This is a genomic window from Methylocystis iwaonis (assembly GCF_027925385.1).
Classification (GTDB): domain Bacteria; phylum Pseudomonadota; class Alphaproteobacteria; order Rhizobiales; family Beijerinckiaceae; genus Methylocystis; species Methylocystis iwaonis.
Genome location: NZ_AP027142.1, coordinates 3,590,893 through 3,605,626 on the forward strand (window position 1 = coordinate 3,590,893; position 14,734 = coordinate 3,605,626).

Sequence of the window (14,734 nt, forward strand, 5' to 3'; positions counted from 1 at the left end):
AAGCCGCTAGTAAATAGGAAAAGCCCGGCACAGCGCCAGCACTTCCTGGCGCGTTGCGTCGATTGTACGAAGATCGGACGGATTGCGCACAATGCGGGCAATCCATGCGCCGATGCGCTGGAACTCCGCGACGCCGAAGCCGCGCGTCGTTCCGGCGTTGCTGGAGAGACGAAGGCCCGAGGGCGCCTCTGGCGGGCGCGGATCGAAGGGGATCATATTCTTGTTCACCGCGAGCCCCGCCTTCTCCAGCGCCTTGGCCGCGACGTCGCCGGTTACGCCCGTCGCCGAGAGATCGACGAGCATGAGCCCGGCATCGGTTCCGCCGGTCACGATGCGCAGGCCCGCGTCCGCAAGCGTTGCGGCAAGCGCGCGGGCGTTTTCGAGCACGGCTTCATTATAAGAGCGAAACGCCGGCTGCAGCGCCTCGCCCAAACACGCCGCCTTGCCCGCGACGGCATGCAGCATCACCGAGCCCTGCACGCCGGGAAATATGCCGGCGTCGAGGCGCTTCGAGAGCGCTTCGTCATTCCACAAAACCATTCCGCCGCGTGCGCCGCGCAAGGATTTATAGGTCGTCGTCGTCACCACATGCGCATACGGAAAGGGATGCGGATAAAGCCCGCAAGCCACGAGCCCGGCGACATGCGCCATATCGACGAGAAGATAGGCGCCCACTTCATCGGCGATGGCGCGCAGACCCGCGAAGTCGATGGCGCGCGGATAGGCCGAGCCGCCCGCGACGATCGTTTTTGGCCGCGCCGCGCGCGCGAGGTCGCGCAGCGCGTCGAGATCGATCAACTCGCTCTCGCGGCTCACGCCATATTGCGTGATGGAATAGTCGCGCCCGGTCAGCGTCGCAGGGTGGCCATGGCTGATATGCCCGCCCGCCGCGACATTCATGGAGAGAATGGGCTCGCCGAGCTTCAACAGGCCGAGAAACACGCCGGCGTTGGCGTTGGAGCCCGAATGCGGCTGCACATTGGCGAAGCGGCAGTTGAAGAGCTTCTTCGCGCGGTCGATGGCGAGCGCTTCGATGGCGTCGGCAAATTCCGCCCCGCCATAGTAGCGAGCATAGGCGGCGCCCTCGACGGTCTTATTGGTGAGGACGGAGCCCTGCGCCGCGAGCACGAGGCGCGAGACGATGTTTTCGGAAGCGATCAGCTCGATCCCGCCGCGCTGGCGCGTGAGCTCGCCAGTGATGGCGGCTTCGAGCTCCGGGTCGGCTTCGAGGCCGCGCGCGAAATAGCCCGAGGGCGGCTGGGGCATGAGGTGGGCTCCTATATTAAGGGATCCAGAGCCAAATCAGCGTCGGCTCTGCGCTAGAACGCAGTCAAGTCACCCAAAGAGAAGCATATCGGCGAGCAAGCGCGAAAGGGCGCTGCGTTACCCCCTCCCCATCCCTCCCCTTTGCGGCTATCGGATTCACACATCGTAGAAGGTCAGCGCGGCTCCGAACTTTATTCGTCGAAAGTCGTCGAGGCCCTGGCGCATTACTTTGGGGCCGGGCTTTCCGTAATAGGCGGTCCAGCCGCCGAGCCTGGCGACGACCCAGGCGGCGAAGGCGAGGCTGCCTTTGCGGTGGGGGTTCTTCTGGCGGGCCGTCGCGCCCTCGAGCTTCGCCGAGACGGCCTCGAGCAGCGCTTCGTCCTCGGGCTCGAAAGCGTCCGTCAGCAACTGGTCGGTCGCGCCGTCGCGCGCCTTGACCAGTTGCATGACCGTCACAGCGGCGACCGCCGTCGCCGCCACCAGCTTGATCATCACTTTCGGATCGCAGATGTCGGCCTGCTCGATCTCGAAGCCCGCCGTCTTCAGCGTGCGGAAGAATTCCTCGATGGTCCAGCGCATTCGATAGAGGTCGATCACCCGGCGCGCCTCGGCCAGGCTCGTCGCCGCATGGGTCGTGAGAAGCCGCCAATGAATGGGCGCGACGCCCTCGGCGGCCCCGACCTCGCGCACGTCGACCAAAGTCACGCCGACCGCGTCCGGCAAGTCGCGCGCGCCGTGGCGCGGCTTGCGCAAAGTGACCGGCGAGACGCGGACCGCGAGCGCCGCCTTGCGCGCCTTGCGTCCCGGAGCCGCCGGGATCTCGGCGACGAAGCGGCCCGCCTCGGCCAATCCGTCGGCGAAGGGGAACAAAAGCTCGATCGCATCCTCGCCGTCTGCGGCGATCGTCCGGTTCTGGCAGGCGCGCACAATCAGCTCCACGCCGCCCGGACGCTGCGCGAGATGCGCGTAGATGTCGCTCTCCCGATCCGAGACGACAGTGATCCGCTTCGCCGCCGCGAAATCCTCGCGCGCATGCGTCGCCACATCGAGCCAGCGCTGCGATTCCTTGTCCGCGAGCGCGCGCGAGCGCCGCGCCGCGACCTTGGCCCCCGTGTCGCGGTTCCAGACCTCGGCATGAGCGAGGCCGAGCAGCGCGCCCGTGCCGGCGTCGAGCGCCAGGGCCGCGTGCAGCAAAAGGCCGCGCGTCCCGCCGCCCTTGCCGACCGGCCCATAGCCGTTCGCCTGCGCGCGCTTGCCGCCGAGCGCCAGCTCGCTGGTGTCCTGCGCCACCACTATGTCGCGACCCGCCGCCCGCGCCGCTGTGAGCCCGGCGGCGTGCCGCGCCATCTCCTCGGCGGTCACCGCAGGATTGCGCAGGAAGCGCGCGAGCCGCACCTCCTGCGCCCGCCGCCCGCCGGCGATCCGACGGATGCGCGCGCACGGCCGCGCGACGAGGCCCCGATGCAACGAGACCCCCCTTTTTCCAGGCGGCGGTCGCCGAACCGCCCCAGTCCATACGAAATCGCCATGCCCCACCCCGCGAATCAAAACGCGACCAACGGAATCAAACAGACCCGACCGAGGCAATCACGATGTGTGCATTCGATAGCCCGCTTCGCGGGAGAGGGAGTCAGGCCGTGGCCTTCTTAGAGAATGCTGATCGCGAGCGTCCCCTCTCCCGCGAAGCGGGGGAGGGACAGGGAGGGGGCCGCGCTGCCGCCGTAGCCTCGCGCCGCGGGTTGATCGCCCTCGGGCTTTGCTCATATGAATAAAGCAATTCGCCGCACCGGCCTCCGCAACTCTTCCCATGGTTTCTCACAATGCGCTTCACCCCCTCCGCCACATTTTCATCCGCGGACGCCGCCGCGGGCCTTTCCGAAACCCTGCCCGAGTGGAACCTCGCTGACCTCTACGAGGGCACGGATTCACCCCGGCTCCAGGCCGATCTGGCGCGCGTCGCCGCGGATGTGACGCAGTTCGGCAAGGATTATCGCGGCAAGCTGTCCGAGCTCGCGACGGGCGCGCAAGCCAGCGCGACGCTCGGCGAAGCGGTCGCGCGCTACGAAGTTCTGCAGGATTTGCTCGGCCGGCTCATGTCCTTCGCCGGGCTGCTCTACAGCGGCGACACCACCGATCCGACGCGAGCCAAATTCTACGGCGACGTGCAGGAGAAGATCACCAACGCCTCGGCGCAGTTGCTCTTCTTTCAGCTCGAGCTCAATCGTCTCGACGACGCGGTGCTGATGGCGGCGGCCGACACGGCGCCGCTCTCGCGCTGGAAGCCCTGGCTCGAAGACATTCGCAAAGAGAAGCCTTACGAGCTTGAGGACAAGCTCGAGGAGCTGTTCCACGAAAAATACATCTCGGGCGCGGCCGCCTGGAACCGCCTCTTCGACGAGACCATCGCCTCGCTGCGTTTCAAGGTCGGGGCCGAGGAGCTGGCGATCGAGCCGGTCCTCAATCTCATGCAGGACCCGAACGAGGACAAACGGCGCGAGGCCGCGCAGGCGATCGGCGTGACGCTGAAGGGCAATTTGCGTACCTTCTCGCTCATCACCAACACGCTCGCCAAGGACAAGGAAATCTCCGACCGCTGGCGCGGCTTCAAGGACGTCGCCGACTCGCGCCACCTCTCCAACCGCGTCGAAGGCGAGGTGGTGGCGGCTTTGGCCAAGGCGGTGACGCAGGCTCATCCGCGCCTGTCGCATCGCTATTACAAGCTGAAGGCCAAATGGTTCGGCAAGGATGCGCTCGATTATTGGGACCGCAGCGCGCCGCTGCCGGCGACGCCCTCCAAGCGCTATTCCTGGGAGGAGGCGCGCGGCATCGTGCTCGACGCCTACAAAGGCTTCGCGCCGCGCATGGCCGAGATCGCCGGCGACTTCTTCGACAAGCGCTGGATCGACGCGCCGGTGCGGCCGGGCAAGGCGCCAGGCGCCTTCTCGCATCCGACCGTGCCCTCGGCGCATCCTTATGTGCTGCTCAACTACCAGGGCCGGACGCGCGACGTGATGACGCTCGCCCATGAGCTGGGCCATGGCGTGCATCAGGTGCTGGCGGCGCCGCAGGGCGCGCTGATGGCGCCGACGCCTTTGACGCTGGCGGAAACGGCGTCGGTCTTCGGCGAAATGCTGACCTTCCGTTCCCTCCTGGCGCAGGCCCCCGATACGGTGCAGCGCCGCGCGCTGCTCGCCTCCAAGGTCGAGGATATGCTCAACACGGTGGTGCGCCAGATGGCCTTCTACGCCTTCGAGCGCAAGGTCCACACCGAGCGCCGCAATGGCGAGCTGACGGCGGACCAGATCTGCGAGATTTGGATGAGCGTGCAGGGCGACAGCCTCGGGCCGTCGATCCGTCTGGGGCCGGGCTATGAAACCTTCTGGGCCTATATCCCGCATTTCATCCATTCGCCCTTCTATGTCTACGCCTATGCCTTCGGCGATTGCCTGGTGAATTCGCTCTATGGCGTCTACCAAAAGGCGCATGAGGGCTTCGCCGAGCGCTATTTCGCGCTGCTCGAGGCGGGCGGCGCCAAGCCTTACGACGAGCTGTTGAAGCCCTTCGGCCTCGACGCGCGCGATCCGGCATTCTGGGGGATCGGGCTGGAGATGATCGAGGGGCTGATCGGCGAGCTGGAGGCGATGGAGGGGGCGTGAGGGAGCTACCGCCTACCCTTCCCTCGTCATGGCCGGGCTCGTCCCGGCCATCCACGCCGCGCAGGCGCCAAAGCGTATCGAGCGGATGAGTTTACTATCTGGCGAAACCTCGTCCCGTCCCTGGGTAGGCCATGCCCCTCGGCGTGGATGGCCGGGACAAGCCCGGCCATGACGGTCGGGGAGGTTGGGGCGCCAGAAGAAATCGCTTGGAAGCTCAACACTTCTAAAAATTAAAACGCCGGCCAACGGCCGGCGTTTGGTTCCCTCTTGACCGAGAGCTTATTGCACGCCGGCGCGGATCGAGAACTTCTCGCTGCCGCACTGAACCGGGCCCTCGAAGACCTTGCCGGATTCATTCGGCTTGCCGGTCCAAACGCAGTCCTTCTTGCCGTCGGTGCGGTCGTTGAGGTTCAGCTTGTAGACGCCGCCCTCGACCTTGCCGTCGAGCTTATAGGTAATGACCGAGCCGTTATCGAGCTGCATGTCGGCGGAACCGGCAACCTTGTCGCCTTCCGTGGTCAGCTTCCACGTGCCATTGGCGCGCTTGATGCCCGAAGAGGAGATTTCCGTAACGCTGTAGCTGGCGGCGAAGGCCGAGGCGCTGAAAGCCACGACGGCGACGGCCGTGGTCAAAGCAAGCTTGATCATCTGTTTCGCTCCCATAGATTTCGGCTTGGCGCGCCGGCTCGGCCACAGGGAGACTGAGGCGCGAGATAGGGCCATCAAGCCTTCCCTGTCCCGCCGCATGTCGCGAGCGAGAACCGCGGCACTTCGCACGAAGCGCTGTTCGAGGTCAAATGGTTTCGAGTTTTGGGGTTGTTCGAGAGAAGAGGCGCAGCCATGACCAATGAATGGAAAATCGTAGATGATTATATTTCCGACCGTTTGATTCCGCCGGCCGACCGGCAGGGCGCGACGCTGGAGGCCAACCGGGCGTCCGGCCTGCCGGCCATCGACGTCTCCGCCCCGCAGGGCAAGCTGCTGCATCTGCTCGCGGCCTCGATCGGCGCGCGGCGCATTCTGGAAATCGGAACGCTGGGCGGCTATTCGACCATATGGCTGGCGCGCGCGCTCGCCGATGGCGGCAGGGTCGTCACCATCGAGTTCGACCCGCGCCACGCCGAGGTCGCCAGGCAAAATATCGCGCGCGAGGGGGTGGCCGAGAAGGTCGATCTGCGCGTGGGCGCCGCGCTGGATATTCTGCCCAAGATCGAAACCGAAGGCGGCGCGCCTTTCGATCTTGCCTTCATCGACGCCGACAAGGCCAACAACGCCGCCTATTTTGGGTGGGCGCTCAAACTGTCGCGGCCGGGGTCGCTCATTATCGTCGACAATGTGGTGCGCGACGGCGCGGTCGCCGATCCCCATACGACCGACGACGGCGGCCTGGGCGGCCGAAAGCTCTTCGATCACGTCGCGGCCGAGCCGCGGGTGACGGCGACCGCCATTCAGACCGTCGGCTCGAAAGGCTGGGACGGATTTTTGATCGCCCGGGTAAGGTGAGGCCTTGTCATTCCCGACGGGCCGAAGGCCCGATCGGGAATCCAGGGCCGCAAGAGCATCGGTTTTGCTCTGGATTCCCGATCGCTCGCTTTGCGAGCGTCGGGAATGACAGTAGGCAACCGGCGGGCACGCGAGGGGGGCGACGCGTCTTAGGCTTCCGCCGGCAATTTGTGAGGGCGCTCGATCAGCGCGCCGTCGACGCCGAAAAAGGCCGCCTCGACGCGCCGACCCTCGTCGTCGTAGCGCCAGGCGATGCGCGCGGCGCCGACGTCCTTGGGGGCGGTCGGCTTGCCCTCGGCGGTGTAATAGGCCTCCTCGACCTGATTGCCCCGGGCGTCATAGGCCCGCGAGACGCGCGCGGCGCCGACGCTCTTGCGTTTGATCGGGCGCCCGGAGGCGTCGAAATACATCTCCATCACCTCGAGGCGGCCTTTCGCCGGCGCCTCAGTGGTTTCATGCGCGAAGCGGATGGAGCCTTCGACTGCTTTGCTCAGCTTGCCGTTCTGCGAGCAGCGATGCTCGCGGGCGGAGACGCGGGGGACAGTTTTGGTCGGCTTTCGCGTGGGTTGGGTTTTCTGTTCCATTGATCCGAAGTCGCTGAACGCGCTCCAGCCGGCCATGACACGCCGCTAGGCCCTCCGACCCGCGAAGTGATGCGTGAGATGGCGATGGAGTCGCTTGCCTGAGAAGAGCCGCTCGTCGAATGGAGCGGATCGTTCGACGCCGCTGACCGCGGCGGGCTTCAGATCAGGACGGGGGGCGCGCGCGAGCCGAGCGGCGGGGTGGCCGCCTCGGCGTTGGGAAGGGCGTGGCCGAAGGCGAGCCGCGCCGCGACATAGGAGAGCGCCGGCGGGGTCTCGCCGACGAAGGGCGAGGGGGCCGCCGCGCCGCCGAAGGAGGCCATCTGGACGACGCAGCAGGCGTCGCCATGGCGGCTGGTCCGGATCGGGGCGCCCGGGGCGCCGTCGAGCGCGCCGGAGGCTTTGCTTTGGCAGATGGCGTCGGCGAAGAGCGCCGCGCCGCGGGCGCTGGCGACCGTGCCCGCCGCGAGACCCTGCAGGATAAGCAAATAGGCGACGAGCAGCGTCGCCGCCGTCGAGCCGAAGTGCCTATGTTTGTCGCTGCAGGAGCTCATAATCTCTAATAGCTAGTGAGTGACCCTGTTAAGGTCAATGGCGCGAGGGTGCGGCTCAAGGTCGCCATTCGGCGGGTTCGGCCTCGACCTTCTCCTGGGTCTTGGAGGCGTCGATCGCCGCGCTGACGGCGCGCAGGACCTCGGTGACGCCGGCCCCGGAGGCGGAAGACAGCGCCAGCAGGGGCCCGCGCGCCTCGGGGGCCGGGCCGGCGCTGGCGATGGCGCGCTTCAAGCGTTCCCGCTGCTTCTTGAGCTGCTCGGGCTCGACTGCATCGACCTTGGAGAGCGCGACGATCTCCAGCTTCTCGTCGAGCCCCGCGCCATAGGCGGCAAGCTCGCCGCGTACGGTCTTATAGTCCTTGCCGGCGTGCTCGCCCGTGGCGTCCACGAGATGCAGCAGGACGCGGCAGCGCTCGACATGGCCGAGAAAGCGATCGCCCAGGCCATGGCCCTCATGCGCGCCCTCGATGAGGCCGGGGATGTCCGCGAGCACGAATTCCCGCCCGTCGCGGCGCACCACGCCCAGGCCCGGGTACAGCGTGGTGAAGGGGTAATCGGCGATCTTCGGCTTTGCCGCCGTCACACTCGCTAGAAAGGTCGATTTGCCGGCGTTCGGCAGGCCGACGAGGCCGGCGTCGGCGATGAGCTTGAGGCGCAGGATGATGGTGCGCTCCTCGCCCTGCTGGCCGGGATTGGCGCGGCGGGGCGCGCGATTGGTCGAGGTGGTGAAATAGGCGTTGCCGAAGCCGCCATTGCCGCCCTTGCAGATCACGACGCGCTGGCCGACCTCGGTGAGATCGGCGATCAGCGTCTCCTCGTCCTCCTCGAAGATCTGCGTGCCGACCGGCACTTTCAGCACGGCGTCGGCGCCGCGCCCGCCGGCGCGGTTCTTGCCCATGCCGTGCATGCCGGTCTTGGCCTTGAAATGCTGCTGATAGCGATAGTCGATGAGCGTGTTCAGCCCGTCGACGCATTCGGCCACGACGTCGCCGCCGCGGCCGCCGTCGCCGCCGTCAGGCCCGCCGAATTCGATGAACTTCTCGCGCCGGAACGAGACGCAACCCGCGCCGCCGTCGCCCGAACGCACATAGACCTTGGCTTGATCCAGAAACTTCATGTCACGCTCATGTGGAGGTCAATTTAGGGCGCCGGGCGCCGAAGGCGGTATGGGCGGCGCCGCGCGAGAGCCGCATCCGCACGACCTTGACCCGCCCGCCGCGCGCCGGGGCGTCGGCCTCGATCTCGCCGAGGCTGGTGAAGCCGAGCTTCTCCTGCACCCGCTGCGAGGCGACATTGCCCGGCAGCGAATCGCAGACGATTTCGCCCAGCGACGAGACGCCATAGATCAGGTCGACGAAGCCGCGCGCGGCCTCCGTCATCAGCCCCTGCCCCCAGAAATCCCGTCCCAGCCAATAGCCGAGATACGCGGTGCCGCGAAAGGCGGAGCCATGCGCGCCGATCACGCCGATCGGATCGTTTGGCTCTTTCTTGAACGACAGGGCCAGGACGAGTCCCCTCCCCGATTCGTTCTCGGCGCGGGCGCGGCGCACGAATTCCTCGGCGTCGCCGATATTATAAGGATGGGGAATGGTCGCGGTCTGCTTGGAGACTTCCAGATCGCCGGCGCGTTTCGCCAAGGCGGCCGCATCGGCGAGCCGCGGCCAGCGCAGCCACAGCCGCTCGGTTTCCAGCCTGAAAACGTCGTCTTGGGTAATCTCGGGAAACATAAAAGGCTCCAAGCGAAAGACCGAATGTGGCCCCGGAACGAACAAGGGGAAAGCGTCGGCCGCTTCCCCCTAGAGGCCCTTTGGGCCTTTTTCCGGACATTTCGCTCGGGAGCTTTGCTCCCTACCGGGTCGAGACGACCTGTCCGCCGGGGAAAGACCGGCGGCGGGTCGCTTGACGATCCGTCCGCCTTACTCTGCGGCCTCAACAGCCGGTACGACCGATACGCTGGCGCGGCCGCGGGTGGATTTGAACTCCACGACGCCGTTGACGAGCGCAAAGAGCGTATGATCCTTGCCCATGCCGATGTTGCGGCCGGGATGCCATTTCGTGCCGCGCTGGCGAATGATGATGTTGCCGGCGAGCACCGATTCGCCGCCGAATTTCTTGACGCCGAGGCGCCGGCCGTCCGAGTCGCGGCCGTTGCGCGACGAGCCGCCCGCTTTCTTATGAGCCATTGTCCTGCTCCGACTTGTTCCTGTATGGCGGCGTCAGGGCCGCCTGTGAATGCCGTTGCCGAGAAGCGCAGCCCGCAAATCGTTTTGCGGTCGCATGCGCTCCAGAGTTCGACCCGGCGCGATCTCTAGTCGCCCGCATGATGCCATGCGAGCGAAGCGTGCGCTAGATCGAAAGGATCTTGACCAGCGTCAAATCCTGGCGATGGCCACGCTTGCGCTTGGAGTTCTGGCGCCGGCGCTTCTTGAAGGCGATCGACTTGGGGCTGCGGGCCTGCTCGACGATCTCGCCGGCGACGCTCGCGCCTGCAATCGTGGGGGCGCCGACCTTGGGGGCGTCGCCCCCGATCATCAGCACCTCGTCGAAGGTGACCTTGTCGCCCGGCGCGCCATCGAGCGCCATGACCGTGATAATATCGCCAGCGGACACGCTATACTGCTTGCCGCCGGTTCTGATGACTGCGAACATCGTTTTTTCCTGTGTTCGAGCCCGGCTCTCGCATGGCGATTACGCCTGCGGGCCGGCTTTTTGCAGTAGGACCGGTTGCGCTTCGTTTCCGAAAAACGAAAAACGCGGCGAAGCCGCCGCGACGAAGCATTGGGTTCCCTAACGTGCCGGTGGGGCGCCTGTCAAGGAAATCCAGAAAGTGATAGTGACTCAGTTGAATTTTATGCTGGGCGAAGAGCGATAGCTGCCGGAACCTTTGACGACGCCGCAACCCATTCCCCCGTATCCTGACAAACCCATTGAATCAGGAACAGCGCATCCTGATGCTTTTTGGCTGGGCCTTTGTCGAAGATAGCGCGGTGGTGTGCGATTCTGTTTCGCCATCTGCGTACCGACTCGATCAGCTCTCTCATATCCTCTCGGCCGATCCTGTTCGGGGCGTTCGGAAAGCTGCATGAAATTCCGTTCGACCACAAAAATCTCTCGAACCTCTTCGTCATCAAGTGCTCCCAGAACGCAAAATTGAGCGCTGAAACAATATGGTGAGAAGTTAGTTTTTCGCCATGCTGGCGCTTTTCTTCCCCTATAGCATCAAGAAGCTCATATTTAAATCGTTCATCCAAAATCTTTTGCAAAGTCATGTTTTCATACCATTTTTCGCCACATCTTTCGATAAGTCGCTTGTGTATTGCGTTCCTGCAAACGATTTCAGCGAAATGAAGAGATATAAAAAACGCTTCACACATGGCGCAATTCCATAGGTAAAGTCTGAATGCAGCCGCGCTATCCATGTTAGCCGCCGTAAAATACCTAAGAATACGCTCTGATTGTATCGCATTTTCCACAGCATGGAACTTTTCAGACGTTGGCGAGTTTATTAATTGCACGTTAACGCCCCTCGGGGTATGACTGCGTTCGTGAGCTGCGGATAGGTTGCGAAAGCCCCTACCGTGGACAAGATCAGAAGGCGGGTCCCGCGAGGGACGCCGCCTTCACTCTTTTCAGACTAGAGAATCTGTCAAGCGCGCATCCGCGCGCTTCCTCCCGCCCTTGCGGCCAAGCTCCTGGGTGTCCTTGTCGGACTCGGGACGATACTCCTTCAGCTTTTCGCGCGTGACGCGCGTAACTTTTAGGACGCGCGCTATCGGGTCGGCGGGACGCTTCTCGTCTTTAGGGCCGGTTGGCATCGCGATCCTTTCCTTTTCGAACAGACCCTTCGCGCAGCCCAGGCTTCAAGGAATCAGCACCGCCGCTCCCTGCAAGCGCCCGTCGCGCAGATCGCTCAACGCCTCATTGGCCTGCGCGAGCGGATAAGGCGTCGCATGCATCTTCAGCGGCAGGGTCGGCGCGAGCGCCAGAAACTCCCGCGCATCCTCACGCGTCAGATTGGCGACCGATTGCAGCCGGCGCTCGCCCCAGAGCAGCGCATAGGGAAAGCTCGGAATGTCGCTCATATGGATGCCGCCGCAAACGACGGCGCCGCCCTTCTTGACGCTCCCGAGCGCGCGGGGAACCAGCGCGCCAACGGGCGCGAAGATCAGCGCGGCGTCGAGCGGCTCGGGCGCGGGCGCATCCGACCCTTGCGCGCTCGCCGCGCCGAGCGAGAGCGCAAATTGCGCCGCCGCATCGTCGCCGGGACGCACGAAGGCATGCACGCGCCTGCCCTGCAGGATCGCGACCTGGGCGATGATATGGGCGGCGGCGCCGAAGCCATAGACGCCGATCGTCTCAGCCGGCCCCGCCATTTTCAGCGTGCGCCAGCCGATGAGCCCCGCGCAGAGCAGCGGCGCCAAAGTCGCGGCTTCTCCCGTCTCGGGCAGGGCGAAACAGAAGGAGGCGTCGGCGACGGCGTGGGTGGCGTAGCCGCCGTCGCGCGTATAGCCGGTGAAGAGCGGGTCGTCGCAAAGATTTTCGCGCATGGTGACGCAATAGGGGCAATGGCCGCATGTATGGCCGAGCCAGGGCGCGCCGACGCGCTGGCCGACCGCAAAGCCCGAAACGCCCGGACCCATGGCCTCGACGCGGCCAACGATTTCATGGCCGGGGGTGATGGGGAGCTTGGGATCGGGCAACTCGCCGTCGACGACATGGAGATCGGTGCGGCACACGCCGCAGGCCTCGACGCGCAGGCGCAGCTCGCCGGGGCCGGGCGCGGGCAGCGGACGCTCTTCCATCACAAGCGGCGTGTTGGGGCGCCGCAGGACCATGGCTTTCATGGTTTCGGTCATTGCTCCCCTCCAGCATGAGATCTTCACGCCGCCGCCAGCGTCATGGCCGGGCTCGTCCCGGCCACCCACGCCGAGGGGCGTAACCCTACTATGGTCGAAGATACGCAGGCCTCCCGCGACTTCCAACCTATGTCGAAATTCGCTTGCGCCGCGAACGTCCACCCAGCGCTGCTGCATCGGCATGGCGTGGGTGGCCGGGACGAGCCCGGCCATGACGCGGGGGAAGGTGGGCGGCGTGTGAAGGACGAGAAAGTTTCCCCGATCGCCCGCCCTCTTGCTTGCCAGGGAGCCGGCGGCTAGACCTCGGGCTTCAACACGGCAAAAGCGGCGGACGCGTGGAGCAGCAAGCCCAGGAATTCGACAAGCAGCCCTGCCTCGAAGGCGCGCGCGTGCGGCTGCGGCCGCTCGATCGCGCCGATTTTGGCGCGCTCTACGCCGTGGCCTCCGACCCGCAGCTATGGGCGCAGCATCCGGCCTCGGACCGCTATCAGGAGCCTGTTTTCCGAAAGCTGTTCGATGAATACGTCGCCTCCGGCGGCGCTTTGGTCGTAATCGACAAGGCGACGGGGCGGATCATCGGGTCCTCGCGCTACAACGTCCCGGAGCCGGGAGCCGGGAGAGCGGAGATCGGCTGGTCTTTTCTCGCCCGGGCTTTTTGGGGCGGCGCCTATAACGCCGAGGTGAAGGCCCTCATGCTGCGTCACGCCTTCCGTTTCGTCGACACTGTGTATTTCAGGGTCGGCGAGAGCAACGCCCGGTCGCGCCGCGCCATGGAGAAAATCGGCGGACGGTTGAGCGAGCGGATGGAGACGGTCGCCCTGCCGAGCGGCGTTCCCGTCGTTCATGTGATTTACGAGATTTCCAAAGACGATTTCTTCTCGCCCGCGAATCCCTTGCTCAAGTAAATCCGCTGAGCGCCCGGCGGGAAGTCGGCGATTTCCCCGCAGCGAAGATAACCCAGTCGCTCGTAAAACCCCGCGACCGCCGGATCGAAGGTGTCGATATAGGCGCCGATGGCGCCGCGGGCGCGCGCCTCGCGCTCCGCCGCGGCGATGAGGCTTTTCGCAAATCCCTGGCTGCGCCACTCGGGCGCCACCCAGAGATGTCTTATATAAAGCCAGCGCCAATGGATGACGCCGTTGAGCCCGCCTTGAAGCGCGCCTCCCGCGTCGCGAAGGGCGAGGGAAAGCGGCGCCTCCTCGCGCGGGCCGAAACGCGCGGCGATCTCAGCGCCGAGATTGGCGGCGACTTCGGCCGATTCCGCCGCCTCGACGACGAGGCTCAGCTTCTTGAGCTCAGGCATTCTGCTAGACACCGCGCTTATGAAAACTGCTCTTTCCGCCCTTCTATTTTGCGCAAGCCTCTCCGCCACCGCAACGGCATGGGCGGAAGGTGATTGCGGCCCGGCGGCGATCGCCCCCCTGGCCGGCGCGACCGGCGCGCGTGTGCAGGGCTATGAGGCGATCTTCGAGAGCTGCGTCAAGGACGGCGAAACGCGCCTCGCCACGCGCCGCTTTCGCGTCGACGGCGAGAAGCTGCTGCTAACGGTCGATCCGCAGACGCTGAAAACAACGCTGGAGCGCGAAACCTGCTGGCGCTGCGAGGAGACGCACGATGCAGAACAGGCGGAAACCCGCTTCCTGCAGGCCGTGCGCCCGCCGCAAGACCCGGAGCGGCCGCCCGCTTTGGTCAACGCCGGGCTCATCCATGGCAAGGGCGCCGGAGCTTTCATCACCGGCGATCTTTGCCCGAGCCACAAGCCGCTCGACCGCGGCTTCATCGAGGAAGTCGCCGCGCAGGGGCCGGGAACGCCGCTGACCCTCTCGGTCTCCGGTGCCTGGATCGCGCAGCATGGCGAGGATTTCGCCTGGCTGCAGGAGAAGGCGCGCTCGGGGGCGCTCGACATTAGCTGGGCCGATCACTCCTATTCGCACCCCTATATTCCGGGGCTGAGGGATGCGCAGAACTATCTGCTGCGGCCCGGCGTGGACCTCGACCGCGAGATTTTCGAGACGGAGAAGATCCTCATCGCCCATGGCGAGACGCCGTCGGTCTTCTTCCGCTTCCCCGGGCTCGTGTCCGACGGCGCGCTGCTGGAGAGACTGAAGGAGCGCCATCTCGTAGCGCTGGGGGCGGATAGCTGGCTCGCGCTCGGCCCGCCGCCGAAGCCGGGCTCCATCGTGCTGGTGCATCCCAACGGCAATGAGCCGGGCGGGTTGCAGATTTTCTCGCGGCTCTTGAAGAGCGGGCGAATGCCGAAGCCATTTCGGGCGCTCAACGAGGCGCCGTAGGTCTAGCGTTGGCGAACTTCGATACGG

Annotated in this window: 16 protein-coding genes; 4 read left to right on the forward strand and 12 right to left on the reverse strand. The window is 65.5% G+C overall.

Annotated elements, in window-relative coordinates; genetic code table 11:
• Window positions 1-6: 6 nt before the first annotated feature.
• Together glyA and QMG84_RS17175 are read right to left on the reverse strand one after the other, a co-directional pair.
• Window positions 7-1,266 carry a serine hydroxymethyltransferase gene (glyA, locus tag QMG84_RS17170; protein ID WP_281929386.1) on the reverse strand — a complete coding sequence of 420 codons (1,260 nt, stop codon included), beginning with the start codon at window positions 1,264-1,266 and terminating at the stop codon, window positions 7-9.
• A gap of 156 nt (window positions 1,267-1,422) precedes the next feature.
• Entirely contained in the window at window positions 1,423-2,733 is a 1,311-nt protein-coding gene (locus QMG84_RS17175; RefSeq protein ID WP_281928760.1) for an IS4 family transposase, read from the reverse strand.
• Window positions 2,734-3,086: 353 nt separating this feature from the next.
• Between QMG84_RS17175 and QMG84_RS17180 the strand changes: the two genes are divergently transcribed.
• A complete protein-coding gene (locus QMG84_RS17180) occupies window positions 3,087-4,922 on the forward strand; it encodes a M3 family oligoendopeptidase (RefSeq protein ID WP_281929387.1) in 1,836 nt (611 codons plus the stop codon).
• 279 nt (window positions 4,923-5,201) lie between these two features.
• Here the strand turns inward: QMG84_RS17180 and QMG84_RS17185 are convergent, their stop codons facing one another.
• Window positions 5,202-5,570 carry a hypothetical protein gene (locus QMG84_RS17185; protein ID WP_202071216.1) on the reverse strand — a complete coding sequence of 123 codons (369 nt, stop codon included), beginning with the start codon at window positions 5,568-5,570 and terminating at the stop codon, window positions 5,202-5,204.
• Window positions 5,571-5,762: 192 nt separating this feature from the next.
• Between QMG84_RS17185 and QMG84_RS17190 the strand changes: the two genes are divergently transcribed.
• Entirely contained in the window at window positions 5,763-6,425 is a 663-nt protein-coding gene (locus QMG84_RS17190) for an O-methyltransferase (RefSeq protein ID WP_202071215.1), read from the forward strand.
• A gap of 149 nt (window positions 6,426-6,574) precedes the next feature.
• Here QMG84_RS17190 and QMG84_RS17195 read toward each other — a convergent pair whose 3' ends face one another.
• From QMG84_RS17195 to QMG84_RS17230, 8 genes are all read right to left on the reverse strand, one after another.
• A complete protein-coding gene (locus tag QMG84_RS17195) occupies window positions 6,575-7,009 on the reverse strand; it encodes a hypothetical protein (RefSeq protein ID WP_281929388.1) in 435 nt (144 codons plus the stop codon).
• A gap of 158 nt (window positions 7,010-7,167) precedes the next feature.
• Window positions 7,168-7,560, reverse strand: a complete 393-nt coding sequence (locus QMG84_RS17200; protein WP_281929389.1) for a DUF2946 family protein — start codon at window positions 7,558-7,560, stop codon at window positions 7,168-7,170.
• 55 nt (window positions 7,561-7,615) lie between these two features.
• Window positions 7,616-8,677, reverse strand: coding sequence for a GTPase ObgE (gene obgE, locus QMG84_RS17205; RefSeq protein WP_281929390.1), 1,062 nt, complete (start codon window positions 8,675-8,677; stop codon window positions 7,616-7,618).
• 7 nt (window positions 8,678-8,684) lie between these two features.
• The gene (locus QMG84_RS17210) at window positions 8,685-9,287 is read right to left on the reverse strand and encodes a GNAT family N-acetyltransferase (protein WP_281929391.1); all 603 of its coding nucleotides are present in this window, start codon (window positions 9,285-9,287) and stop codon (window positions 8,685-8,687) included.
• Between the two features lie 189 nt (window positions 9,288-9,476).
• Entirely contained in the window at window positions 9,477-9,743 is a 267-nt protein-coding gene (rpmA, locus tag QMG84_RS17215; RefSeq protein ID WP_202071210.1) for a 50S ribosomal protein L27, read from the reverse strand.
• A gap of 163 nt (window positions 9,744-9,906) precedes the next feature.
• Window positions 9,907-10,209, reverse strand: a complete 303-nt coding sequence (gene rplU / locus QMG84_RS17220; RefSeq protein ID WP_202071209.1) for a 50S ribosomal protein L21 — start codon at window positions 10,207-10,209, stop codon at window positions 9,907-9,909.
• 200 nt (window positions 10,210-10,409) lie between these two features.
• Window positions 10,410-10,934: a hypothetical protein gene (locus tag QMG84_RS17225; protein WP_281929394.1), complete on the reverse strand. Its 525-nt coding sequence runs from the start codon at window positions 10,932-10,934 to the stop codon at window positions 10,410-10,412.
• A 486-nt stretch (window positions 10,935-11,420) separates the two neighbouring features.
• On the reverse strand, window positions 11,421-12,404 hold the full coding sequence (locus QMG84_RS17230; RefSeq protein ID WP_350356516.1) for a zinc-dependent alcohol dehydrogenase family protein: 984 nt from the start codon (window positions 12,402-12,404) through the stop codon (window positions 11,421-11,423).
• A gap of 347 nt (window positions 12,405-12,751) precedes the next feature.
• Here QMG84_RS17230 and QMG84_RS17235 point away from each other — a divergent pair, with 347 nt between their 5' ends.
• Window positions 12,752-13,321 carry a GNAT family N-acetyltransferase gene (locus QMG84_RS17235; RefSeq protein WP_281929398.1) on the forward strand — a complete coding sequence of 190 codons (570 nt, stop codon included), beginning with the start codon at window positions 12,752-12,754 and terminating at the stop codon, window positions 13,319-13,321.
• On the opposite strand, the gene QMG84_RS17240 is transcribed toward QMG84_RS17235, so the two are convergent.
• Window positions 13,267-13,719, reverse strand: a complete 453-nt coding sequence (locus tag QMG84_RS17240; RefSeq protein WP_281929399.1) for a GNAT family N-acetyltransferase — start codon at window positions 13,717-13,719, stop codon at window positions 13,267-13,269. The two genes, QMG84_RS17235 and QMG84_RS17240, sit on opposite strands and share 55 nt — an antisense overlap.
• 19 nt (window positions 13,720-13,738) lie before the next feature.
• On the opposite strand from QMG84_RS17240, the gene QMG84_RS17245 reads away from it, so the two are divergent.
• Window positions 13,739-14,707, forward strand: a complete 969-nt coding sequence (locus QMG84_RS17245; RefSeq protein WP_281929401.1) for a polysaccharide deacetylase family protein — start codon at window positions 13,739-13,741, stop codon at window positions 14,705-14,707.
• Window positions 14,708-14,734: the final 27 nt, after the last annotated feature.

What these genes read in the sequence shown, in the direction of transcription:
- QMG84_RS17230 (WP_350356516.1), bottom strand. Translation starts at nt 12,404, where the DNA reads ATGAAAGCCATGGTCCTGCGGCGCCCCAACACGCCGCTTGTGATGGAA.
- QMG84_RS17240 (WP_281929399.1), bottom strand. Translation starts at nt 13,719, where the DNA reads ATGCCTGAGCTCAAGAAGCTGAGCCTCGTCGTCGAGGCGGCGGAATCG.
- QMG84_RS17245 (WP_281929401.1), top strand. Translation starts at nt 13,739, where the DNA reads ATGAAAACTGCTCTTTCCGCCCTTCTATTTTGCGCAAGCCTCTCCGCC.
- obgE (WP_281929390.1), bottom strand. Translation starts at nt 8,677, where the DNA reads ATGAAGTTTCTGGATCAAGCCAAGGTCTATGTGCGTTCGGGCGACGGC.
- QMG84_RS17210 (WP_281929391.1), bottom strand. Translation starts at nt 9,287, where the DNA reads ATGTTTCCCGAGATTACCCAAGACGACGTTTTCAGGCTGGAAACCGAG.
- QMG84_RS17225 (WP_281929394.1), bottom strand. Translation starts at nt 10,934, where the DNA reads ATGTGTGAAGCGTTTTTTATATCTCTTCATTTCGCTGAAATCGTTTGC.
- QMG84_RS17195 (WP_281929388.1), bottom strand. Translation starts at nt 7,009, where the DNA reads ATGGAACAGAAAACCCAACCCACGCGAAAGCCGACCAAAACTGTCCCC.
- QMG84_RS17200 (WP_281929389.1), bottom strand. Translation starts at nt 7,560, where the DNA reads ATGAGCTCCTGCAGCGACAAACATAGGCACTTCGGCTCGACGGCGGCG.
- QMG84_RS17185 (WP_202071216.1), bottom strand. Translation starts at nt 5,570, where the DNA reads ATGATCAAGCTTGCTTTGACCACGGCCGTCGCCGTCGTGGCTTTCAGC.
- QMG84_RS17190 (WP_202071215.1), top strand. Translation starts at nt 5,763, where the DNA reads ATGACCAATGAATGGAAAATCGTAGATGATTATATTTCCGACCGTTTG.
- rplU (WP_202071209.1), bottom strand. Translation starts at nt 10,209, where the DNA reads ATGTTCGCAGTCATCAGAACCGGCGGCAAGCAGTATAGCGTGTCCGCT.
- QMG84_RS17180 (WP_281929387.1), top strand. Translation starts at nt 3,087, where the DNA reads ATGCGCTTCACCCCCTCCGCCACATTTTCATCCGCGGACGCCGCCGCG.
- rpmA (WP_202071210.1), bottom strand. Translation starts at nt 9,743, where the DNA reads ATGGCTCATAAGAAAGCGGGCGGCTCGTCGCGCAACGGCCGCGACTCG.
- glyA (WP_281929386.1), bottom strand. Translation starts at nt 1,266, where the DNA reads ATGCCCCAGCCGCCCTCGGGCTATTTCGCGCGCGGCCTCGAAGCCGAC.